The sequence below is a fragment of the Serratia sp. Je.1.23.a genome (genome assembly GCF_051129805.1).
Taxonomy (GTDB): domain Bacteria; phylum Pseudomonadota; class Gammaproteobacteria; order Enterobacterales; family Enterobacteriaceae; genus Serratia; species Serratia liquefaciens.
Window position 1 is genome coordinate 1532584 of the sequence record NZ_JBCPSR010000001.1, and the last position, 23065, is coordinate 1555648.

A 23065-nucleotide genomic window follows, 5' to 3' on the forward strand; every position below is an offset into this window, starting at 1 on the left:
AGGAGAACAGCATGATAACTTTAACTGTAAACGACCAACCGCTGACGTTTGATGGCGATCCCCATATGCCGCTGCTGTGGTTCTTGCGTGATGAGGCCGGATTGACCGGCACCAAATTCGGCTGCGGCATCGCGATGTGCGGGGCCTGTACCGTCCACCTGGATGGGGTGCCGGTACGTTCTTGCATGACGCCGGTCTCTGCCGCCGAAGGCAAGAAAATCACCACCATTGAAGCGATCGGCGAAACGCCGGCGGGCAAAGCGGTGCAGGCGGCCTGGGTCAATCTGGACGTAGTGCAATGCGGCTACTGCCAGTCCGGTCAGATCATGAGTGCTAGCGCACTGCTGGCCCAGAGTAAAAATCCGAGCGATGCGGATATCGATGCGGCAATGAGCGGCAACGTCTGTCGCTGCGCCACCTATGTGCGCATTCGCGCTGCCATCCACCAGGCCGCCAAGGCGTTGGATTAAGGGAGAAACTCATGAGCAACGCCCTGAGATGGCTATTTTGGTTGATCGTGGCAATCGTGGTGCTGGCCGGCGGTTATGCGATCTATACGCTGCTGCGGCCGGTCGGCCCGGAACCTGCTGCGCCGATCGCCGGTGCCCCTGCCGGGATCAGCGATAAATTGGCGCGTGGCGAATATCTGGCACGGGCTGCGGACTGCGTGGCCTGCCACACTGCGCCCGGCGGTAAACCTTTCGCCGGCGGTTTTGCCTTTAAACTGCCCTTCGGCACCATTTACGGCACCAATATAACCGCCGATCCCGACACCGGTATCGGTAATTGGAGTGACGATCAGTTTGTGCGTGCGGTGCGTGAAGGCGTTGGGCCGCAGGGTAATCTTTACCCGGCAATGCCGTACACCTCATACACGGCCATGAGCCGTGACGACGTGTTGGCGATCAAAGAGTATCTGTTCAGCCTGCCGCCGGTGAAGCAGGCCAATCCGGAAAATGGGCTGTCGTTCCCGTTTAACCAGCGCTGGGGCATGAAGTTTTGGAACCTGGCGTTCTTCAACGAAAAACGCTTCGAGCCGAACCTGAATCAGGATGAGCAATGGAACCGAGGCGCATATCTGGCCACCGCACTGGGACACTGCAGCGAATGCCACACGCCGCGCAATTTGGGCTTTGGCATTAATCAGAGTAAAAACCTCAGCGGTGAGGTGATCCAGGGGTGGTTTGCGGCCAACATTACTCCCGATCCGCAGACCGGTATCGGTGCCTGGAGCGAACAACAGCTGTCGCAGTATCTGGCGACCGGCCACGCGGAAGGGCGCAGCAGCGCAGCCGGTCCGATGGCAGAGGCGGTGGAAAACAGCCTGCAGTACCTGACGCCGGAGGATAATCAGGCGCTGGTGAAATACCTGCGCAATATCGAGCCTATCGCCACGGACAGTGCCAGCGCGGTCAATCTGCAGCCTAAGGGGGCAACGTCGTCCAGCGCGATATTGCCGGGTGGGCAGGAAGACTCGTTGGGACGCCGACTGTTCGCTGGAGACTGCAGCGGTTGCCACCAGTGGAACGGAACGGGACGCCAGAGCAAATATGCTTCCTTGGTCGGCAGCACGGCGGTTAACGATCCGCAGGGCCGCAGCGTGGTGCAGGCGATCCTGAAGGGGACGCGCATCAGCATCGGCGAACAGCATGAATTCATGCCGGACTTCGGTGCTCAATACTCGGACGAGGAAGTGGCGGCGGTTGCCAATTATGTTGTCGGCCAATTTGGCGAAAAACAGGGCAAGGTAACGGCCAAACAAGTCGCTGAACAACGCAAACAGTAAGAGGCGGCGAGGGGGGCTGCCCCCCTCGCTACCTGTCATTTTCTGCGCCGGGACATTACCAGTTTGTCTTTGGGGCGATCCAGCCAATCGGCAACCTCGTTATTGAAGTTATCCGCTAACAGGTAGGCTGGAGTTTTCGCCAACCAGTCAGACAGCGAAATGTCCTGATAGATGCCATTATCCAACACGATTAATACCTTAAGATCGTCATCCCCCATATTTTCGATATAGTGACCAAAACCCTGTGGAACATAGCCAACGTCGGTAGGAGAATATTCTTCAGTCTGCACATGGCCGTGCGAACTGAACACCGTCATGCGCCCCTTGCCGGAAATATAGTATTGCCACTCATTGGCATTGGGATGCCAGTGTAATTCCCGCACCGCCCCAGGCTTAACGATTTCTATAATGCCGGTCATGGTAGTGGAAATAGGGAATTCTTTTGAAGAGACCAAGTGCACGCTGCCGGCATCATTTTCGAAGAAAGGCTTTTGCTTCATTAATTCATAGCGATGAGCCAAAGGTGCATTATTTAAACCGCCGTCGTGGGCTGGTAAGGGCAGTGCGGGCGGAATGGCACCGCCGACAATATAAGCCTCACCTTGTTTTGCCTTGGAAAATACCGCTGCCGGCATATTCACGCTTTTTTCCAACACTTCTTTGGGCATGTGGGCTACCCAGTCGGTAATGCTGAAAGTGCCGAACTCGGAAAAGTGACCATTATCAAAGGTCAGAACAAAATGCGCGCCGTCTGCCAACGCCTGAATCGAGTGGCCGTAACCCTTGGGGAAATACCAGACGTCGCCGGGGCCGAAATCTGCCACCTCACATTTGCCTTCAGGATCAATGATGGTAATGCGGGCATGCCCCTCCAGCATAAATGCCCATTCGGCAGCGATGGCGTGCCAGTGCAGTTCACGTACGCCACCCGGCTCCAGCGTCATATCCACCCCGGCAACACCCTCGGAAATCGGGAATTGTTCGACGGTAGCCTCCCTGGCCCAGCCGTTGGGTAAACTGCGTTTCTTACTGTGGCTAAAGACGTATTTATACAGGTTTTTCGCATCGGCAGCGGGTTGGAAATTGCTGGGGGGAACTATATTTCGATGTTCATCGGCGCTGGCGGATTTAATCATGCCGCCCATAACACCGGCGGCTGCGGCGCTGACTGCGGAAACTTTCAATATATCTCGACGCGATAACATAGGACTTTCTCCAAATAAAAGTGGCCCACAGCGAATACGGCTGGCTGGGTTTATTCTTTGGTTTTATTGTGCGCAGGTGGCTTATTGCTGAAATGGAAGCATTCGGCAACGGTTAAAGCATAGTGGATTAAAAACAGGATGCCGCGAATAATATATTAATTTATGTTACTAATTGAGTGTGGCTGTAATTTTTAAATCCACTTTAAAATAGTTATCTACCGGTATCAAATAAATGCATTTCATTATTAAATAAAGGATAAACAAAGTGAGTTTAATTAAAGTGGATAATGTGTTTCAGGTGCTATTTTATGCGGTTGAGTAAATGGGCATCAGTAAAAAAGGCATGGCAGGGTACGGCGGGCAACGTTGAAGTGCGTTTTCGGTAAAGAGTGATGTGAATCACAAAGCGTAACTAAGACTATTGCCGAAAAATGGCAACTATGACGATACTTTCGCCGCGATCTTAACGATCGCCAGACATTTTTATTACGGCGTGTTACTGCTCAGGCAGGCAAGACCAAAATAGGAATGCACCTCTCCTTGTGATGAGGCGCATTTTGATTTTGGTCTTTTTTTTTGCTTTTTTACCGGGGATATTCGATGGATTACAAACAGTTGGGCCTGGAAATTTTGCTGCAGGTCGGGGGCAAGGACAACGTCAGCAAACTGACGCACTGTGCCACCCGACTGCGGATGGAGTTTAACGATGACAGCAAGGTACAAGCGAAAGCGATCGAGTCCTTGCCTGGGGTGATCAGCGTGGTGGAACGTGGTGGCCAGTTTCAGATCGTGGTCGGCAACAACGTGCAGCAAACCTTCCGCGCGATGCAAAAAGAATTCGGCGATCTCAGTGGCCGTCAGAGTGAGAAAAATTCCCAGGCGCGGGGCGGGGTGATTTCACAGATTATCAGCGTTATTTCAACCACTTTCACACCGGTGATCCCGGCTATCACCGGTGCGGGGATGATTAAGGCGCTGCTGGCGATCCTCAAACTGACCGGAGTGATAGATGCCGCCAGCCCGACCTACCATCTGCTGGACACCATCGCCGATGCGGCCTTTTTCTTCTTGCCGGTGCTGCTGGCCTACGGTGCGGCAATCAAATTCGAATGTAACCCGATCCTGGCAATGACCATTGCCGGCGCGTTGCTGCACCCCAATTTGGCACAGATGCTGGCGGCGGGCACGGTGATTGATTTCGTCGGCATACCGGTGCGCCTGGCGGATTACGCCGGCTCGGTGTTGCCGATCATTTTCACCGTCTGGTTAATGTCCTATATCGAACGGTTTGCCGAGAAAGTGTCGCCGACGATGATCAAGTTCTTCACCAAACCTATGATTATTCTGTTGGTGACCGCCCCGTTGGCGTTGGTGGTGGTAGGGCCGTTCGGTATTTTCCTCAACGATCTGGTGGCCGCCGGTGCCGCTATCGTCGACGGTAAAGCCAGTTGGCTGATCCCGATGCTGATGGGCGGCCTCCAGCCGTTTCTGGTGATCACCGGTACGGCCTGGGCAATGACGCCGATTGCTACCGGTCAACTGAGTAAAAATGGTTTCGAAATGATTAACGGCCCAGGCATGTTGGCTTCCAACATTGCACAGGGGGCTGCGACGCTGTGCGTGGCCTTTCGCACCAAAAACAAAAATCTGCGCCAGCTGGCGTCCTCTGCGGGTTTCACCGCGCTGCTGGGTATCACCGAGCCTTCGTTGTACGGCGTGACGCTCAAACTGCGCAAACCGCTGATTGCAGCAATGATCGGCGGCGGCTGTGCCGGTATTTACGCCGGGCTGAGTGGGCTGGTGCGCTATGCCTTTGTTTCTCCTGGATTAGCGGCGCTGCCGGCGTTTATCGGCGAAAACCCAATGAACATTGTCCATGCGCTGATCACCTGCGCCATTGCCATTGTGGTGACTTTTGCACTGACCTGGATGCTGGGGTTCGACGATCCGGTTGAAGAAACGGGATCCGGGGTCTCGGAGGCCGTCAGTGGCTCCGAACAGCAAATTGTCAGTCCGCTCAATGGTCAACTGGTGGCATTGGCGCAGGTTAACGACGACGTGTTCTCACAGGGGCTATTGGGTCAGGGTGTCGCAATACGGCCGCAGGAAGGCGTGTTGCGCGCGCCGCTGACGGGGGAAGTAGTGACGTTCCTGCCATCCATGCATGCGGTCGGTATCAAAGGTGACAACGGCGTCGAGCTGCTGGTGCATATCGGCATTGATACGGTCAATCTGGCGGGACAGCATTTCGCTTCCGAGCTTAAAGTGGGCGACCGCGTCCAGGTGGGAGATGAACTGGTGCGCTTTGATCTGGCGGCGATCGTCGGGTTGGGTTACGACATCACCACACCGGTGCTGGTGGTTAATAGCGAAGCTTTTCCTCAGCTGAATTGCCGCCAACCGGGGGCAGTGGATTTTGGGCAGCCCATCATCACCCTTAATAATGCGCAGCAGGAGCAGGCATGATTTACCAACGACTGAACGATTTCCCCGCAGATTTTCTGTGGGGGGCTTCCACCTCTGCCTATCAGGTGGAGGGGGCCTGGAACGAAGACGGCAAAAGTCCATCGATTGTGGATATGCTTGATCACCCGGCAGAAACCGCTGATTTTAAGGTCGCCAGCGATCACTATCACCGCTTCCGAGAGGATGTGCAGCTGTTTGCCGAGCTGGGGTTAAAGGCCTATCGTTTCTCGATTGCCTGGACGCGAGTGCTGCCGCAGGGGACCGGTGAGGTCAACGCCGCAGGGCTGGATTTTTATCGCCAGTTGATTGATGAACTGCTGAGCCATGGCATAGAGCCTGTGGTAACGCTCTATCACTTCGATCTGCCTTATGTACTTGAGCAACAGGGCGGTTGGTCGAATCGCGCCACCATCGATGCCTTTGTCGATTATGCCGAAGTGTTGTTTGACGCATTCGGTGACCGGGTAAAGTATTGGCTGACCATCAACGAGCAGAACACTATGATCCTGCATCCGGGCGCCATTGGCACGCCGAAGGGCGGTGAGCTGCCGTCCAGGCGAGTGCTGTATCAGCAAAGCCACCATATGTTGCTGGCTCAGGCCAGGGTGATGGCGCTGTATCATCAGCGCTGCCCGGCCGGGAAGATTGGCCCGGCGATAAATACCACCTCGATGTATCAGGAAACCTGCAATCCGCTGGATGCCATCGCCGCCCATAACTGGGAAACGCTGCGTTGCTGGAGCTTCCTCGACGTGGCCGTGCAGGGTCGTTATAACCCGCTGGCCTGGCGTTACCTGCTGGATCGTCAATTGGCGCCACGGATGGAACCCGGTGATGCGGCGCTGTTGCTGCAGGGCAAACCGGACTTCGTGGCGATAAATTATTACTCGACCGCCACCATTGCCGCCAGCCGAGGCGATGCGTCGGACATCAGCGCGCGAGCCGGCGATCAGCAAATCATGCTGGGGGAACCGGGCGTGTATCGTGCTGCGGAGAACCCGTTCGTCGGTAAAACCCGCTACGGCTGGGTGATCGATCCTGTCGGATTGCGGCTGACGCTACGTAAAACCGCGGAGCGTTACCATTTACCGATATTAATTACTGAAAACGGCATTGGCGCCCCGGACCAGCTACAGGCCGATGATACAATCAACGACGATTACCGCATCGAGTTTATGCGACAACACGTCGAACAGATGCAGTTGGCCATCAACGACGGCGTCGAACTGATCGGCTATTGCCCCTGGGCGGCAATAGACGTGGTCAGCACCCATCAGGGCTATGCCAAGCGCTACGGGTTTATCTATGTAAACCGGGGTGAGCAGGATCTGAAGGATCTGCGGCGGATCAAAAAGCGCAGTTTTGACTGGTACCAACGGCTGATTGGCTCCAATGGCCGGCAACGATAATAAAAACAGAGGGTGTGGCCGCGACGATGAAAGTCATTAAGGTACTCAATAATAGCCTGGTGCTATCGGCGGATGACGATAACAATGAAGCTATCGTGATGGGCAAGGGTATTGGCTTTAACAGCAAAGTGGGTGACGTTCTCGACCCGGCCGCGATAGAGAAAGTGTATGTGGTGCAGAACAGTCAAAAGGGCCGCGATTACCTGCGGCTGATTGAAACCACGCCGGAAGAGCACATCGAGATTGTGCAGATGATCCTGGCGGAGGCTAACCGGCAGCTTAACGGGCGAATTAACGAGCAGATTTTCTTCACCCTGGCGGACCACATCAGTTTCGCCATTGAGCGCTATCACAAGGGTATCGCAATCCAAAATCGCCTGTTGTTCGAGGTGAAGCGCTTTTACCCGCAGGAGTTCGCAGTGGCGAGCCAGGCACTGGCACACATCAACCGGCGGTTGAACATTGCGCTGCCGGAAGAAGAGGCGGGCAATATTGCTTTTCATCTGGTTAATGGTCAAACCGACGTGCAGAACATGGAGCACACGCTGCTGTCGGTGAAGATGCTGAAAGACATTTTCAATATCATCAAATACCATTTTCGCATCACGATCGACACTGACTCGCTCAACTACTCGCGTTTTTTGGTGCATATGCAGTTTTTCATACAGCGAATGGTCGAAGGGCAGCAAATGGCGTCGAAAGACGACTTTATCTTCGCGCAGGTGACCAGGGAGTATCCGCATGCCTATCGCGGCGCACTGCTGATCCGCGACTACGTGAAGAATCTGCTGCAGATGGAGATGTCGAACGATGAACTGCTGTATCTGGTGATCCATCTGACGCGTATCGCCGACCGGTCAGATTAGCCGGGCGACTGCTCGCTGACGGCTTCGGCCACCAGATCGCGAAAGCGTTGGATGATGGCCGACGTCCGGTTGCTGCGCAGCGCCAGATAAAGCGGCGCGCTGAGCTGGGCCTGTTCGGCAATGGTTCGGTAAACGATGCCGTCCCCGCCCAACCGCCGCATGGAGGCCGGTACGATCGACAACCCCAGACCGGCACCTACCAGGCTAAGGGTTGCGGGCAGGCGCGGGGCTTCCTGAATAACGCGCGGGCTGAACCCGGCACCGTGGCAGGCCGCCAGAATGGCATCATACAAGCCCTGGCCCGCCGGGCGACGATAAAGAATAAAGGCCTCCCGGGTTAACGCAGTCAGCGGTAGCGGTTGGTCGTCATGGGTGGCCAGCGGGTGACCGATGGGCAGGGCGATCAGCATCGGTTCGCGCAGCACAGGCTCAATTGTCAAACCAGGAATACCGCCCACCGGCGAGCGGACAAAGGCCACGTCGAGCCGCTCATCCACCAAGGCATCCAACAGTTCGCCGCTGCCTGCCTCTTCCAACTGAGTGGTAATGCCAGGCAGGATCTCACGGTAGCGGCGCAGCAGATTGGGCACGAAGGGATGCAATGCGGCGGAGCTGGTGAAGCCGATAGCGATATGCCCTTGTTCACCCCGGGCGGCGCGGTGTACTGCTTCGGTCAGATGCTCTGCCCGCGTCAGTAGCGCCCGCGCTTCATTGAACAACACGCTGCCGGCTTCGGTAACGCGTACGCCACGGGGCAGGCGTTGCAGCAGTTTTACCCCCAATTCCTCTTCCAGCCCCTGTAGCAGGCGGGTCAACGGCGGTTGTTGTATAAACAGTCGCTCGGCGGCGCGGGTGATGTTGCCTTCTTCCACCACGGTAACGAAAGCCCGCAGGCGGCGAAGTTCGATCATTGACATACCTTGAAGGTATCCTTGTTGCTTGTGAAATGCATTAGACATCATGTCATGGCGACGCGCATCATACCAGCCATCAAAATAAGCGATGTGGAACGGACAATGTCGGAATCTGATGCGGTAAAAAATGACCCGCAGGCAGCACCGCCGGGCAACGGCGAGTTGTTTTTGGGCTTTCTGATGCTCGGGCTGATTGGCTTTGGCGGCGTACTGCCGTTGGCGCGCAATATGCTGGTGGAAGATCGCCGCTGGCTCAGTGGTCAGCAGTTTACCGAGCTGCTGGGGCTGTGCCAGTTTTTGCCGGGTGGCAACGTGATTAACCTTTCGGTAGCGGTTGGCATGGAGTTTCGCGGCCTGCGTGGGGCTTTTTGCGCCCTGCTGGGGCTGATCAGCGCACCGACGGCCATCGTAGTCGGTTTGGGTATGGTTTATGCCCGCTTCCAAAATGACGCGCATGTACAACACGTATTTGCCGGTCTGGCTGCCGCGGCGGCCGGTTTGTTGCTGTCTACCGGGGTGAAGATGCTGCTGCCGCTGCGCGGTAAATGGCTGGCACTGGGCATTGTGGCGCTGTGTCTGATCGCCATCGCTTGGCTACGCTTGCCCTTACTGCCGACCATGCTGACATTGGCGCCGCTGAGCATCCTGCTGATGTGGTGGAGGGATCGCTCATGATGGCGGTATTGATCTCGCTGGCGATCATATTCACCGAGCTGTCACTGCTGGCATTTGGCGGCGGAATGACCATTCTACCGGAAATGCAGCGTCAGGTGGTGGAGGTTCACCAATGGATGAGCGCGCAGGAGTTCAGTGCGCTGTTCGCCATGGCGCAGGCCGCGCCAGGGCCGAATATGATGATTGTGCCGCTGGTGGGGTGGCACGTGGCCGGGTGGGCCGGGCTGTTGGTGTCCTCCATCGCCAAGTTCGGCCCGTCGTCGATTGTTACCCTGCTGGTGATGGGCGTCTGGCGACGCTTCAAGGACAAGCCCTGGCGGCGTCGGGTGCAAAGTGGATTGGTGCCGGTGACCGTTGGTTTGGTGGCGGCCAGTGGCGTGCTGATTGCCGAAGCTTCCGCACCGAATTGGCCGTTGGCGATGATTATCCTGCTGGCAACGGTGCTGAGCATGAGCAAACGTATCCACCCATTATGGGTGTTGGCGAGCGGGGCAATACTGGGGCTGTTGGTGGCGTAATCGATATTGGCGGCAGGGGCTGCTGCCGCCAGAGTGAGTTACTGGCGCGGCGTCAGCGAAAAGCGGGGCTTGCCGTTATGGTTCATCACTTCATAGCGTTTGGGGGCCGTCAGCGCCAGAAACGCTACCATGCTACCGTCGGCATTGGTCAGCGTCATGCCGTCCGGCGTCGGACGCCAGGCCACCGGCAGTTCGGTGAGCGACAAGGGTTGCAGACACTGCTCTGAAGCGGTGAAACGGTAGGCGTTAGTCCCTTCGATCAGTTCATCGCTTAATTCAACGTTGCAGGCTGGGGCTTTGCCTTCGGCATCGTTCAACTGCCAGTGCCCCTTCAGCGCAGAGGGGGCCAGCAGGGGCAGTGAACTGGCAAAGGTAGTGCTGCTTAACATAAGGCTCATAACAACTCCTGTCAGGGCAACGCGCCTGAGTGCGCGCAAAGAGAGAAATCTCGACATCGGCCACTCCTTACTGAAATCCGTTAATACCATAGCACGATCCTTGTTGCTGGGTGATCCAAGGATAAGTGATTTTAATACTCGTTTATTCTGAATCAATGAATAACCCGCAGTATAAATGACGAGCAATTAAAGCCAGTAGTCTTCTTATTATTGTGGTCTATATTTTTCAATTATTTGTTTTTAATAGTTTTAATGATTTTATTCGATTTGAAATGCCTGCTTATTATTCCACTGTTGTATGGTTGCGCCGTCAGACTAATTCCCTATGCTGGATTGCGGAACTGGAATGTTCCCATTAGTTATTTTGATTGAATGCCTCACCAATTGACTGAATTCCTATTGTGTAAAGGAGAATGCGATGAACCGCAATCACAATGAAATTTTGCAAGATGACGAAGCGTTTACCGGCCTGGCGGCCACATCCCCCCACGATCCCAACTATCAATTCTACTATCACCAAACCGGCAGCATCTACAATGGACTGGGCTATGGCGCTTATCTGACGTTGGATAATGCCAATCTCTACAGCAACCAGCGAGGTACCGGCCCGCTGACTACCTGGGGCAAGACCCGCGAAAACTACAGCTCCGAGCGCGCTGCCGATCAGCTGACTCGCAGCGGGTATACGCACAACGGCGACAACGTTTTCCATCAGCCGGCAGATCTGACCTTTTCCTTCCTGACCCAGGAAGCGCTGGATGTTATCGGCAGAACCGGAACGGGTAACAACGCCAATAAAGGGCTGGAGCCGTTGACCGAAGCGGCTAAAAGCCAGGCGTTAAAATCGATGCAGGCCTGGGCAGACGTGGCAAATGTCACCTTTACCGAAGCGCAGTCCACGGATCTGAACCACCGGGCAGACATCACCTTCGCTTATTACACCCAGAAAGCCGATGGCAGCGCTGCGGATGACAATGCCTTTGGTTACTATCCCGCCACCTCTGATCCTGCGGATGATAACAGCTACGCCGGTACGGTCTGGTTTAATAAAGGTTTTCTTACTCATCAAGCGCCGGTGCCGGGGGATTTCAGCAGCCAGACCTTCACCCATGAAATTGGCCATGCATTGGGCTTGATGCACCCGGGCGATTATGATGCTTCCGACGACAAGGACCCCACTTATATCGATGACGCCGTGTATTATCAGGATTCGGTACAATATTCGATAATGAGCTACTTCAGCGGCAATAACACCGGCTCCGATACCAAAGGGGTCAACGGTTATGGCCCGATGATTGACGACATCGCCGCGATGCAGAAACTGTACGGTGCCAATATGGAAACGCGCACCGGGGATTCGGTGTACGGCTTTAATTCCAATACCGGGCGTGACTTCCTGACCGCAACGGCGGATAACGGCAAGCCGGTGAACTTTGCGGTATGGGACGCGGGCGGCAACGACACGCTGGATTTTTCCGGCTACAGCCAGCAGCAACTGATTAATCTCAATGACGGCGCCTTTTCCAGCGTCGGCGGCGGCACGCAGAACGTATCGATCGCCAATAATGCGGTGATCGAGAACGCCATTGGTGGCAGTGGTCGTGATGTGCTCATCGGCAACGAACAGGACAATTTACTGGCCGGCAATGCCGGTTCGGACATGTTGTATGGCGGGTTGGGGGCGGACCATCTGTGGGGTGGTAAAGACGCCAACAACTTCGCCGATTATTTCGTTTACCTCAATGCTAATGAGTCCACCACGACGGCATTCGATGTGATCGAGGATTTCGAGCACGGCGTCGACAAGATCGACCTTTCCGGGCTGCGTTTCAACAACAGCCTGAGTGAACTGCGATTGATCGACAGTGCAGACAGCTTCAGCGGACAGAAAGGCGAGTTCAAACTTAACTTCGATACCTTTAACGGCACGACCGATTTATTGCTGAATACCCATAACGACAGCTATGCGGCGGATTTCAAAATCCAGGTCGTAGGCCAGGTGGAGCAAAGCGATATTCTGTTTGCCTGAGTGCCGCGCTTGATAAGGGCCCGAGGGCCCTTTTTCTCAAGCCGCCATCTCCGGTTTTTAAGGGCGCAGAGCCCTGATCAGCGCCTGATTGAACCGTTCGGGCTCTTCCATTTGCGGCGCATGCCCCAGGCCCGGGAATTCGATCAGGTTGGCGTGCGGGATCATTTTCGCCACCTGTTTCCCCAGCAGATTATAGTGCCCGAGCTGAGCCTTGACGGCGGGGGGAGCGATATCGCTGCCGATGGCGGTGGTGTCGGCGGTGCCAATCATCAAGGTGGTCGGCGTTCGTAGATCCTTGAACTCGTAGAACACCGGCTGGGTGAAAATCATGTCGTAAATCAGCGCCGAGTTCCAGGCCACCAGGCGATGGCCAGGCCCATTGTTCAGCCCGGCCAGCATATCGACCCAGCGGTCATATTCCGGCTTCCAGCGGCCAACATAATAGGTCTGCAGTTCGTACTGTCGAATACCGGCAGCGGAGGTTTTCAATTCACGCTCGAACCACCGATCGACGCTGCGCCACGGCACGCCTTTGGCTTTCCAGTCTTCCAGCCCAATCGGATTGACCATCACCAGCCGTTCCACCGCCTGCGGGTACATCAGGCTATAGCGGGTTGCCAGCATACCGCCGGTAGAATGGCCGACGATCACCGCTTTAGCGATTTTCAGGTTATTCAATAGCGCGTGGGTATTGTTCGCCAACTGCTGAAAGCTGTATTGGTAGTGCTGCGGTTTGGTGGAGCTGCAAAAGCCAATTTGATCGGGCGCGATCACCCGATAACCGACCTTGCTTAGCGCTTTGATGGTGTCTTGCCAGGTGGCGGCGCAGAAGTTTTTGCCGTGCATCAGCACCACAGTATGGCCGTTGGCATCGCCCTCTGGCGGCACGTCCATATAGCCCATGCTTAACTGCTGCCCCTGAGAGCTGAAGCTGAATTGTTGCAGCGGGTAAGGGTAGTGAAAGCCCTGTAGCTCCTGACCGTATTTGGGTGTTTCGGCAGCCACGCTGGCAGAAAAGGCGGCCAGAGCAGCGGCTAGCGCGACTCGACGGGTCAATCTCAGCATCCTGATGTCCTTATGAAAATCGGCAAGAGTCTGAGTATAGCCGTAAAGACCATGCCTCCCTGATGAAAAGGAGGCATGAAACGCTAGGCGCTGCGCAACTGTTGTTGGCGCTCAAGCTGCTGGTTGAAATGCGCGGGGGCCCAATCCGCCTGCAGCGCCTGCATCAGCAACTGCTGCTGGGTCTGCGGAGCCAGTCCGGCCAGCGGCGGATCGCTGTCCAGATTGGTGGGGAAAGAGTAGCCGTCTGCCGCCGCCGCGACGGTCGCCGCCAACTCCGCACCCAGCAGTTCTCCTGCTTGATAGCGTCGCAGCAACGCCGGATAGATCTGCTGCAGCAGGCGCAAACGGTTCACGGTTTCCATCGGCTTGCCGAATGCCGATGAGACCTGCAACAGATTGGCGATGCGCACATGGTCGTGGGTGACATTGTTGCCCGCAGCATGGAACAGCGCCGGGTTAAAGAACAGCGTGTCTCCCAGCTCCAGCGGCAGCTGTACGGCATGTTGCTGGAAATAGTCGATAAACTCCGGACGTCGCCAGGCCAGGTAGCCGCCGGGATACTGGTGTGAGAACGGGAGTAATTGAGTTGGGCCGGACTCCAGCGGCATTGCGGAATGCGCCACCGCACCTTGCAGCGTCAGATACTGGGACAGCAGTTGCAACGGCAACGGAAAACGTTGTACGTCCTGATTTTCCTGAAAGCCCAGATGGTAGTCACGGTGCGGTTGCTGTGCTTTGCCCCCAGGGCGCACTACGTTGACCTGCGCCGTCATTTGATACCAGGGCCCGAGCCAGGCTTCGCTGACCAACGCCAGCACAGGGTTGGCGTAGTAATCAATAAAAGCATCGGGATCGTGCTGGGCGGCCTTTTGCAGAGAATTCCAGATGCGGCCGTTATTGCCGGCGGCAGAGAAGTGATCGCCCGCGTTCCCTCTGGCGGCTTCTTCCTGGAAAATGGCCTCGAAAACCCGGTTGTGGCGCTCTATGATGCTCTTGTCGGGATAGGTGTTTTTAATCACCAGCACGCCTGGGCCGGTGGAAAGCGCCCGGTGCAGCTCACTCAATACCGAGGTTTTATCGGTTTGCGCACACTCAATCAGCGTGGCAGCGTGATAAATCAGTACGTTTTTTTGCGCGTCGGCCGCCAGTGGATAGTCACTCAATGTGAGCGACTGCTCACATGTCTGGCCAAAGTCATCAACCGAAAGCCGGTCAGGCTGTAAAAAAAGAGTTTCAGTCATGATGTGCTCCCGAGTTCAGGCTCAGCGGGTGGTCCGGTTTTGGTGAGCCGCCATCGCCGCAGCCAATCACCCCCTGATCGAAGTCGACAACCGCGCCGGTCATCATTCCGGACTCCTCAGACAGCAAGAACGCCACCGCACGCGCCACTTCCCGTGGTTTCAACAAGCGCCCAAACGGCTGTTGCCGTTCCGCCTGCGCTAACCAATTCTCATCGGCGTCGTGATACTGGCGCTGAATTTCATGCTCATGTGGCGTGTCCATCCAGCCGATATTCAGGCCGTTTACCCGGATGCGGTTGCGCATGGCGCTGAAGGCGACGTTTTTGGTCAGGGTGATCAGTGCGCCTTTTGACGCGGCATAAGGCGCGAGAAACGACTGACCCCCGTGCGCAGTAATGGTAATGATGTTAACGATGGAACCCGCAACCTGATGCTTGATCATCACTTTGATGGCTTCCTGCATCAAGAAGAAGGGTGCGCGAATATTGACGGCGAAAATGGCGTCGAACAGCTCTGGCGTGGTGTCGATTATGGTACCGCGGTCGGACATGCCGGCGCAGTTAACCAACCCATGCAGGGTACCGAAAGCCTTTTCCGCTTCGGCAATGACGTTGCGGCAGGCTGCCGGATCGGCAATGTCAGCGGTGACGAATCGGGCATCGCAACCGGTAGCGCGTAACTTCTCTGCCTGGGCGGCCCCCGCTTTCTGATTGCGGCCGCAAAGCATCAGCCCTGCGGCTCCGCGCTCGGCCAGCAGTTGTGCCACCGCAGCGCCCAGCCCCTGGGTTGCCCCCGTCACCACGTAATAGTTTCCTGAAAACATAGTGTTTACATTCTCGTGCATTGCGTCAGCCTCAGATAATTTTTGATATTGAAAATCAATCGGTTGTTTTTATCTTCATCTTGCTATTGCTAACACTAGCATCTACATTTTGTTAACAAAACCTCACTGAAACCTCAAAAAGACCTCAATTTGGTGACGTCATGAAATTCTCTATCAAGCAAATTGCCGGGCAGGCGGGCGTCAGCAAGGCAACGGTCGATCGCGCGCTGCATCAGCGGGGCAAGGTGCATCAACAAACCTTGCGGCGTATTGAGCAGGCGCTGCAGGATTTGGAAAATCAGCAGCGCAGCGGCCTGGCCAGCGGCCGTACGCTGCCGATTGACGTGGTGATGCACACGCCGCAGCGTTTCAGTCAGTTGGTTACGGATGCACTGTGTAGCCAGTTGAGTGCTTTTGTGCCGTTTCGCATTACGCTGCGCTTTCATATTTTCGAACAGATCGGTACCGCTGAACTGCAGCAGGTGCTCGAGCGCTGCCGTAGCCAGGGCTCCTACGGGGTGATCCTGAAGGTGAGCGATGAGCAATTGCTCAATGACAGCGTCGGTTTGTTGCAGCAGCAGGGCATACCGGTGGTGACCATAGTGACCGATCTGCCACAAAGTCGGCGCATCAGCTATATCGGCATGGATAACCGAGCCGCCGGTCGTACAGCGGCTTATCTGATGGCACGCTGGTTACCGCCCCAGCCGCAGCGGGTGGCAGTGGTGATCAGCAGCCAGGGTTTTCGCGGCGAAGAAGAAAGAGAGAGTGGATTCCGTCAATGGCTGCGGGAAAGGGCACCGCATCTGAGCGTGGTGGACATTAGCGGTGGCCTGGGGGTGTATGCACCGACTCTGGCACGAGTGACGGAAACGTTGCGCTGTCATCCGGATATTCACGCGGTTTACAGCGTCGGTGGCGGGAACTCAGCGATTGTTGAGGCGTTCAGCCGGCAACATCGGCCGCTGGCGGCGTTTATCGGCCACGATTTGGATCAGGAGAATCGCCAACTGCTGGCACAAGAGCGGATTGATGCGGTGATCGACCACGATTTACAACGGGACGCGCGCAATGCCTTCCAGGCCATTTTGCAACACCACGGCTTTGTTCCCGGCAATATCATCACGCATGCCTTTTCAAGGGTTAGCGTGGTGACGCCGTTTAATCTTTCAATGGTCGACGAACCCTCTGCCGGTGTTTAACGCCGAAGGTTTTTGCCACCGGCGAACCGGTGGCGAAGGGGGAAATCAGCCTGGTGACGGGCTCTTTTTAACAGCAATAGGTTATTAAATCTCTTTATTGATAATATCGGCAACGCGCAGGGCAATGGCATAGCCGGTTAAGGTTGGATTCACCACGGTAGAGCTGGGGTGGACGCTGGTGCTGGTGATAAAGAGATTGGCATGATCGAAGGAGCGGCACTCGTGGTTGACCACCGAGTCCCGTGGATCACTGCCCATAATAGTGGTGCCCATGATATGGGAACTGGGTACCCATGCCTGGATGTCATTTAGCACTTCAGTGGCGCCAAATAACGCCTTGAACTGCTCATAGTCTTGATAAAGTTGGCCCATGGCGTTCAGGGTGTATTCATGTGCGATGTCGTAATTGATACGCGGCGTCGGCAAATTAAGCGCATCGCGCTTATTGCTCAAAGTGACGCGGTTCGCGGGATCGGGTAATACCTCGACGTAGGACGCAATTTTCAGGTAGCGTGCGCTATTGTGACGAATAAGACGATCCAGCTCAGGGCCGACGATACCCTGGTCCAGCAAACGCTTGGTGATCAACTCGTTAGGGACGGTATTATCGAGAAAGTGGCGGATTGCCGCATGCTGGCGTCGCAGCGGCGTGTCGCGCCAGGTGTTGATGCTTCCCTGCTGCGTCGGACCACGACCTGCCCAAACGGGATCTTTCGCCAGCATGGCGATAGCCCGCCCAGTATGCCCCATCATGTTACGTCCGACCTGATCCGACGAGTTGCCTATGTCCGACATCAGCATCAATTTCGGTGTTTCTACCCCATGGGCAGCCAGCACGAAATAGCGAGCCGTGAGGCGCGTACTTTCCCCCTGCGGATTCTTATAGTGCACGGCGACGATTTTGTTGTCCGGGCCTTTTTCGATACGGTAAACCACCGCATTCACCCGCAGCTTTGCCCCCCGATGCTCTGCCCAAACGACCGGCTTATCGCCAGAGAACTGAGCACCGATCGGGCAGATAGGGGCACAGTTGTTGTTACCCGCGCATATTGGTCGCCCTTGATAGGGGCGGGTCGCACGTGCGTTGGGTTCATCGACGAAGTGGTGATGTGCACTGGAGACTTTTTCCGCTACCTGCTGGGTCAGATAGGTCCAGGGTTGCATCGCCATGGGATAAGGTTTGGAGCGTGGGGGATAGGGTTCTTCACCATGGCCACGCTGGTCATCGGTATCGGAGCCGCTCACGCCAATTTCTTCTTCGGCCAATTGGTACCAGGGTTCCAGCGTGTCGTAGTCAATGGGCCAGTCGCGTCCGTGCCCATAGAGCGTTTTTAATTTGAAGTCGGCAGGCAGATTACGCCAGGTTGCCCCGCCCCAGTGCCAGGTGGTTCCCCCAACCAGACGCAAGAAGGAAGGCTTTTGGGTAATATTGCCCACGCTCTCAATATAGTCGTCAGAATACTTGCCGGTCGCCGACTTGGGCGCCCAGGGCAGGTCTGGGTAAGGGCCGTTATAATCTGATTTATTCCCATATTGGCGAAATGCTTCAAGGATTTCCGCACGCTTAACGCGGGGGCCCGCCTCTAAAATGATGACGGATCTTCCTTGCCTGACAAGGCTGTTCGCAATAGCACCGCCTAAAATACCGGCACCCACGACGATAATGTCGCAATCATATTCAATGGCCATATTTGCTCACTAATGATCTTCAATTTTCTAAATTTGGCGTGGCTATCCAGTAATTGGGTCGCGCGCGAATATAGGTAGGGATCACGGTCACATCACTCGTTGCCTGGAACATCAAGGCTTTCTCGTAATTCACTACTACGGCCTGGCGGCCACGCCCTACATTACCGGTATAAAAGCTCTCTATAATTAGCAGTGCTAATTTCCGATTTTCATCCTCTGCGGGCAGGGCAGAAATAAAGGATTGCACATCGGGGGCACCACTATCGCTTATCCTTTTTTCCAACATGGCGAGCCTGTCGCCAAATTTCTCGGTATGGGACGCCATGGTTGAATACATGGCAGCGGTAAATGCCGAATCGAGGTTCTGTCGGAGGGTCAGCCACTGAGCCAACTGATTAAAAAGCACCTCTGTGTGTTTGTCATCGAGCCGTTTTAGCGGGGTTGAAACGGCATTGACCGACAGAAAGGCAGCCCCCGCGATGAGGGTGCTTTTCAATAGATGGCGACGAGAAAAGCCGTAGCTCGCTTTACTTTTGCTCTCTTTTTTCATTGCACTACGTCCTCATTGCTGGAACCACGCAGTTTTTCAACCTGATCGGGGGTGACGTTGAGTGCATGTCCGCCGAAGCTTTCCACCAGATATTCAGCCAGTTGAGCGATTTGTTGATTGCTCAACTGATCTGAGAACGCGGGCATAAAGTAGTGGTCCTTACCGTTGTTCACGTTGGCGCCGTGTAGAATGACCTGAATCAGGTTGTTGGCGTCGTTCGCACCGATCACGCTGTTGCCGAGCATTGAAGGGTAATAACCGTCCGTTGTGCCGGCACCTTCTCCGCCATGGCAGCTTGCACAATTGTTCAGATAAATGTTGGCGCCCGGCATTTCGCCGTTCGGCCTCGGCTGCACCTGAGATGAGCGCGGTCGGGTCTGTTCATCACCTACGGCCTGTATGTCTTTCAAATACCCTGCAATGGCGTTCAGGTCCGAATCATTCATTTTGCTGAAGCTGTGGGTAATGGCTTCAGCCATGGAACCGGCTGCCTGAGATTTAAAGGGGACATTGCCTGTTTTCAGATATTGAACGATCTCCTGCTGTGTCCAGCTACCGATACCAGATGCTTTGTCGCTGGTGATGTTAAACGCCTCCCAGCCGCCAATCTTGGCGCCGGCCAGGAAACCTTTCTGGCTTTCGTCATAGGCTTTTTCTTGCATGCCCAATCCGCGGGGGGTGTGGCAAGAGCCGCAGTGTGCGGCGCCTTGCACCAAATAAGCGCCACGGTTCCACTCTGGGCTGCGGTCTGATTTGTATTGATAAGCCCCTTTCTCCAGAAATAGAGTATTCCAGGCCATCAGCGGCCAGCGCAGGGTAAGGGGCCAAGAGAAGTCAGGCTTTTTATTCGGTTGGTTAACAGGCTCAACGCCATGCATAAAATAGGCATACAGGTTGGCAATGTCTTCGTCCGTTAACTTGGTGTAAGAGGGGAATGGCATTGCCGGATAAAGATTTGAACCATCACGTCTAATCCCTTCCCGTAATACCTTCTTAAAATCTTCCAATGTATATTCGCCAATACCGTAGGTTTTATCTGGCGTGATGTTGGTGGAGTAAATATTGCCCATGGGCAATGGCATAGCCAACCCCCCGCTAAAAGGCTTGCCACCCGACGCGGTATGGCAGGCCACACAGTCTGAAGCAATGGCTAAATAACGGCCTTTGTGCTGTGCAAAATCACTCTCTGCGTCAGCAGTTTGCGCGTAACTCAATGAAGAATATAAAGGCATCACGACGACCAGGAAACGGGTCAGCCTCTTTATACTCCAATGAGTTTTTTTATTACTCATCTTTGTTTTCCAAACCAAAATGGTGATATATAGCGTTAAGATACAAAAATACTGTAACGATTTAGTATTCAATGTATTGATCTGCGTCCGCTAATGTCAACGGTTATGTCTGTCGTTCAGCATTAATTGTTAATTTTTAGTGGGGTTTAAATGGCGGAGTCAGATTGGGGAGTTTTGGGATAAAGCGCCTTGGGTTCAGGCGCTTTTGACGTATGTTTATGCCACCGGGCGCCGCCATAACCCAGCAAACCGGCCCGGTTTGGCAAACATCACCAGATTGCCAAGCAGGATCAGGCACAGGCCTATCACCGCATTGGTGTGCCACTGATAGCCTTCATACAGGGTTGAAATCGTCAGTGCCACCAGAGGAAACAGCAGGGTGCTGTAGGCAGCCGCCCCGGCGCCGATCCGCCCCAGCAGGCTGAAATAGGCCGCAAAGGCAATCACCGAGCCGAAAATCGCCAGATACAGCAACGAGCCGATGTAACGGGTGCTGAACTCAATCTGGAATGAGGCACCCTGGGCCAACGCAATCAGCGCCATCAGGATTGCGCCGTAGCTCATGGCATAGGTATTGGTGGAAAGAATGTCCAGCCCATGCCGCTGGTGGCGGGAGCTGATCATATTCCCCAAAGAGAAGCCGTAGGTGCCAAGAGCGCTCAGCCCGATGCCTTTCAACAGGTCCGGCGCCATTTGCGTTGCCACCAGATCTTGCCAGAACAGGGCGACGATCCCGGTCAGGCCCAGCACCGCAGCCGGTAACAGATTGGGGCTAGGGCGCTGGCGAAAGAAAATAATGCCGTTAACGGCATTGAATAGCACTGCCATCGAGAAAATCACCGATTCCAGCCCGCTGCTGATGTAGGCTGCGGCATGGTAAAAACAGTAGAAGTTAAAACCGAAAACGCAGCAGCCTTGCAGGACGCAAAACAGATGGTCGCGCAGGGCGATACGGCGCAGGCGTCGTGCCAATAAAAGAATGACGAGCATCACTACTGCGGAAACCACAAAACGGTAACTGATGGAAACGGGAATGGCCACCGGGCCTTCCTGCTGCAGGGTAATGGCAATCCAGGTGGTGCCCCAAATCAGCACCACGGCAAGGTACAACAGCACGTTCATAATTAACTCCGGCAAAATGGATAGGCTCAGTATCCGCCGCTGCACGGCGCCGCGCTTTCAGCGCTTTGCGAGCAATTGCATATTCTTGCGCTTTTTTTGGCAAAAGCGCGTGCTGATGGCTGGTATGGCACCGCGCCACTCTCTAAACTGGAAAGATCGAGCAAAGCGGGGTCGGTAATGTCCAGATACAAGGCGTTTGAAACGCTGCGGGAACATAAAGCGCAGTTGCACGACAGTGTGCGATTAAGCTGCGGCGTGGAGCTGGCCGCCTGGTCCAACAGTGACGACCGTATTACCCAGGAAAGCGCGGAGCATCATACTCTGAGCCTGTACGTCGCCGACGGTTACGAGTGCTATCAAAAAGTGCCCGGAGGGTGGAGAAACGGCGGCGGACCTGACCGTTTCTGCATTATGCCGCGCCAGTATGAATCCACCTGGGACGTGCGCAGCGATCTGTCTTTCGTCCACCTTTACTGTACCGATAAGCACCTGCGTCAGGTGGCGGAACAAATCTGGGATCGCAGCCCGGCGTCGATAAATCTGGTGCCCAACGCGTTTGCCGAAGACCCGCAAATCACCTTGCTGTATCGCCAGTTTCTACTCAGTTGCAACTGGCAGGAACGGGCCAATCAGCTGTCCCTCAGCAGTGCCACAACGCTGCTGATGACCTGTCTGGTTCAGCGCTACAGTGAACTGCAATGGACGCTGCCGCAGGTCCGTGGCGGTCTGGCCCCGGCCGTTGCCAAACGGGTGAAAGAGTATATCGAGCAGCATCTGGATCTGCCGCTGGTATTGGCCGATTTGGCCGCGCAGGCGGGGCTGAGCGAGTTCCACTTCGCCCGTATGTTCAAACATGACACCGGTCTGGCGCCGCATCAGTTTGTCATGCGCGCACGGCTACAACAGGCAGAGCAGTTGCTTTGCCACAGTCAGTTGCCGTTGACGCAGATAGCGCTGGAGTGCGGTTTCAGCTCCGCCAGTCATTTCAGCAATCGCTTCAAAGTGGCCTATGGATGTTCCCCAACGCAGCGGCGTCAGGGGCGTTAACCTCAACAGGAGAGAACATGGAACAGCAGTTCGCAGGACTGGGCGTGTTGTTTGTCGCCGGATTTGGGCCTATTACCCAACAAACAGAGCACAGCAAGGCATTTTACGTCGATGCCCTGGGGCTGCCGTTGAAGCCGATGGAAGGCAATGCCGATTATCTGCTGAGCGAGCACGGCGCGCTGGACGGCGTGAAGCACTTTGCTCTCTGGCCGCTGGCGCAGGCCGCGCAGTCGTGTTTTGGCAGCGATCAATGGCCGACAGACCTGCCGGTGCCGCAAGCCTGGATGGAATTTGACGTCGCTGATATGGCGCTGGCAACTCAGGGGTTGATTGACCGTGGCTACCGTCTGCTGGTTGCCAATCGCGAAGAGCCTTGGGGCCAGAGTGTCACACGGTTGCTCAGCCCTGAAGGGCTATTGATTGGCGTTACCTTTACCCCTTGGTTGCGTGATTGATTTTCACTGGTCTAATTCCCTCGCCGCTGGTGGGGGATATATCGTTTTTTAGAAAAATTTATTATTAGCTTATTCAAAACCCTAACCGATAAACCTATTGTTCTCGAGCTCTTCATTTGATTGGTGATAGTTATTCCTGTCAGTTAGATAAAAACATCATCCATAGATCGTTATTTCCTTTCTTTAGAGGCCAAAATAAAATTAGGGTGCTCATAATTACACGCTAAGGAAAATTAAATAGAGATAATTCTTATATTCCACACCCATCGCTAAAATAATAATGATTCTCGTTTTCAACCAAGGAAAGGAAGAG

The 23065-nt window shown here is 55.0% G+C and carries 21 protein-coding genes; 11 read left to right on the forward strand and 10 right to left on the reverse strand.

Features of this window, described 5'->3' with window-relative positions:
* Positions 1–11: 11 nt before the first annotated feature.
* Positions 12–470 (forward strand): (2Fe-2S)-binding protein, encoded by a 459-nt coding sequence (locus AAZT04_RS07395; protein WP_020826797.1) that lies wholly within the window; start codon positions 12–14, stop codon positions 468–470.
* Positions 471–481: 11 nt separating this feature from the next.
* Entirely contained in the window at positions 482–1786 is a 1305-nt protein-coding gene (locus AAZT04_RS07400; RefSeq protein WP_048759055.1) for a c-type cytochrome, read from the forward strand.
* A 35-nt stretch (positions 1787–1821) separates the two neighbouring features.
* Here the strand turns inward: AAZT04_RS07400 and AAZT04_RS07405 are convergent, their stop codons facing one another.
* Positions 1822–2991, reverse strand: a complete 1170-nt coding sequence (locus AAZT04_RS07405; RefSeq protein ID WP_048759053.1) for a cupin domain-containing protein — start codon at positions 2989–2991, stop codon at positions 1822–1824.
* A gap of 600 nt (positions 2992–3591) precedes the next feature.
* Between AAZT04_RS07405 and AAZT04_RS07410 the strand changes: the two genes are divergently transcribed.
* The 3 genes from AAZT04_RS07410 to licT are packed head-to-tail and all read left to right on the forward strand — an operon-like array spanning position 3592 to position 7732.
* The gene (locus tag AAZT04_RS07410; RefSeq protein WP_434679459.1) at positions 3592–5457 is read left to right on the forward strand and encodes a beta-glucoside-specific PTS transporter subunit IIABC; all 1866 of its coding nucleotides are present in this window, start codon (positions 3592–3594) and stop codon (positions 5455–5457) included.
* Entirely contained in the window at positions 5454–6866 is a 1413-nt protein-coding gene (locus tag AAZT04_RS07415; RefSeq protein ID WP_434679461.1) for a glycoside hydrolase family 1 protein, read from the forward strand. Before AAZT04_RS07410 ends, AAZT04_RS07415 begins: the two co-directional genes overlap by 4 nt.
* 26 nt (positions 6867–6892) lie before the next feature.
* Positions 6893–7732: a BglG family transcription antiterminator LicT gene (licT, locus tag AAZT04_RS07420; RefSeq protein ID WP_020826802.1), complete on the forward strand. Its 840-nt coding sequence runs from the start codon at positions 6893–6895 to the stop codon at positions 7730–7732.
* On the opposite strand, the gene AAZT04_RS07425 is transcribed toward licT, so the two are convergent.
* Positions 7729–8649, reverse strand: coding sequence for a LysR family transcriptional regulator (locus tag AAZT04_RS07425; RefSeq protein WP_020826803.1), 921 nt, complete (start codon positions 8647–8649; stop codon positions 7729–7731). The genes licT and AAZT04_RS07425 overlap by 4 nt on opposite strands.
* 99 nt (positions 8650–8748) lie before the next feature.
* Between AAZT04_RS07425 and AAZT04_RS07430 the strand changes: the two genes are divergently transcribed.
* Both AAZT04_RS07430 and AAZT04_RS07435 read left to right on the forward strand, forming a co-directional pair.
* Entirely contained in the window at positions 8749–9321 is a 573-nt protein-coding gene (locus AAZT04_RS07430) for a chromate transporter (protein WP_020826804.1), read from the forward strand.
* Complete coding sequence (locus AAZT04_RS07435) at positions 9318–9839, forward strand: chromate transporter (protein ID WP_434679465.1); 522 nt, start codon at positions 9318–9320, stop codon at positions 9837–9839. The genes AAZT04_RS07430 and AAZT04_RS07435 overlap by 4 nt, the downstream gene beginning before the upstream one ends.
* Positions 9840–9877: 38 nt before the next feature.
* Here AAZT04_RS07435 and AAZT04_RS07440 read toward each other — a convergent pair whose 3' ends face one another.
* Positions 9878–10237 carry an AprI/Inh family metalloprotease inhibitor gene (locus AAZT04_RS07440; protein ID WP_048759042.1) on the reverse strand — a complete coding sequence of 120 codons (360 nt, stop codon included), beginning with the start codon at positions 10235–10237 and terminating at the stop codon, positions 9878–9880.
* 418 nt (positions 10238–10655) lie between these two features.
* Between AAZT04_RS07440 and AAZT04_RS07445 the strand changes: the two genes are divergently transcribed.
* Entirely contained in the window at positions 10656–12266 is a 1611-nt protein-coding gene (locus AAZT04_RS07445; protein WP_128864934.1) for a serralysin family metalloprotease, read from the forward strand.
* A gap of 57 nt (positions 12267–12323) precedes the next feature.
* Here the strand turns inward: AAZT04_RS07445 and AAZT04_RS07450 are convergent, their stop codons facing one another.
* From AAZT04_RS07450 to AAZT04_RS07460, 3 genes are all read right to left on the reverse strand, one after another.
* Positions 12324–13331, reverse strand: a complete 1008-nt coding sequence (locus tag AAZT04_RS07450; protein WP_129982890.1) for an alpha/beta fold hydrolase — start codon at positions 13329–13331, stop codon at positions 12324–12326.
* An 83-nt stretch (positions 13332–13414) separates the two neighbouring features.
* Complete coding sequence (locus AAZT04_RS07455) at positions 13415–14572, reverse strand: phytanoyl-CoA dioxygenase family protein (RefSeq protein ID WP_041414548.1); 1158 nt, start codon at positions 14570–14572, stop codon at positions 13415–13417.
* The gene (locus tag AAZT04_RS07460; RefSeq protein WP_232103184.1) at positions 14565–15395 is read right to left on the reverse strand and encodes an SDR family oxidoreductase; all 831 of its coding nucleotides are present in this window, start codon (positions 15393–15395) and stop codon (positions 14565–14567) included. The genes AAZT04_RS07455 and AAZT04_RS07460 overlap by 8 nt, the downstream gene beginning before the upstream one ends.
* A 161-nt stretch (positions 15396–15556) precedes the next feature.
* Here AAZT04_RS07460 and AAZT04_RS07465 point away from each other — a divergent pair, with 161 nt between their 5' ends.
* The gene (locus AAZT04_RS07465; protein ID WP_197820855.1) at positions 15557–16597 is read left to right on the forward strand and encodes a LacI family DNA-binding transcriptional regulator; all 1041 of its coding nucleotides are present in this window, start codon (positions 15557–15559) and stop codon (positions 16595–16597) included.
* 84 nt (positions 16598–16681) lie between these two features.
* On the opposite strand, the gene AAZT04_RS07470 is transcribed toward AAZT04_RS07465, so the two are convergent.
* The 4 genes from AAZT04_RS07470 to AAZT04_RS07485 all read right to left on the reverse strand — a co-directional run bounded on the left by AAZT04_RS07470 (position 16682) and on the right by AAZT04_RS07485 (position 21250).
* Positions 16682–18286: a GMC family oxidoreductase gene (locus AAZT04_RS07470; protein ID WP_046373603.1), complete on the reverse strand. Its 1605-nt coding sequence runs from the start codon at positions 18284–18286 to the stop codon at positions 16682–16684.
* Positions 18287–18305: 19 nt separating this feature from the next.
* Positions 18306–18836, reverse strand: a complete 531-nt coding sequence (locus AAZT04_RS07475; RefSeq protein ID WP_046373602.1) for a sugar dehydrogenase complex small subunit — start codon at positions 18834–18836, stop codon at positions 18306–18308.
* Positions 18833–20128: a cytochrome c gene (locus AAZT04_RS07480; protein ID WP_197820857.1), complete on the reverse strand. Its 1296-nt coding sequence runs from the start codon at positions 20126–20128 to the stop codon at positions 18833–18835. Before AAZT04_RS07480 ends, AAZT04_RS07475 begins: the two co-directional genes overlap by 4 nt.
* A gap of 216 nt (positions 20129–20344) precedes the next feature.
* Entirely contained in the window at positions 20345–21250 is a 906-nt protein-coding gene (locus AAZT04_RS07485) for a DMT family transporter (protein ID WP_020826815.1), read from the reverse strand.
* Positions 21251–21427: 177 nt separating this feature from the next.
* On the opposite strand from AAZT04_RS07485, the gene AAZT04_RS07490 reads away from it, so the two are divergent.
* Entirely contained in the window at positions 21428–22297 is an 870-nt protein-coding gene (locus tag AAZT04_RS07490) for a helix-turn-helix domain-containing protein (protein WP_048759024.1), read from the forward strand.
* A gap of 17 nt (positions 22298–22314) precedes the next feature.
* Positions 22315–22752, forward strand: coding sequence for a glyoxalase/bleomycin resistance/dioxygenase family protein (locus AAZT04_RS07495; protein WP_046373601.1), 438 nt, complete (start codon positions 22315–22317; stop codon positions 22750–22752).
* The last annotated feature ends 313 nt before the right edge of the window (positions 22753–23065 follow it).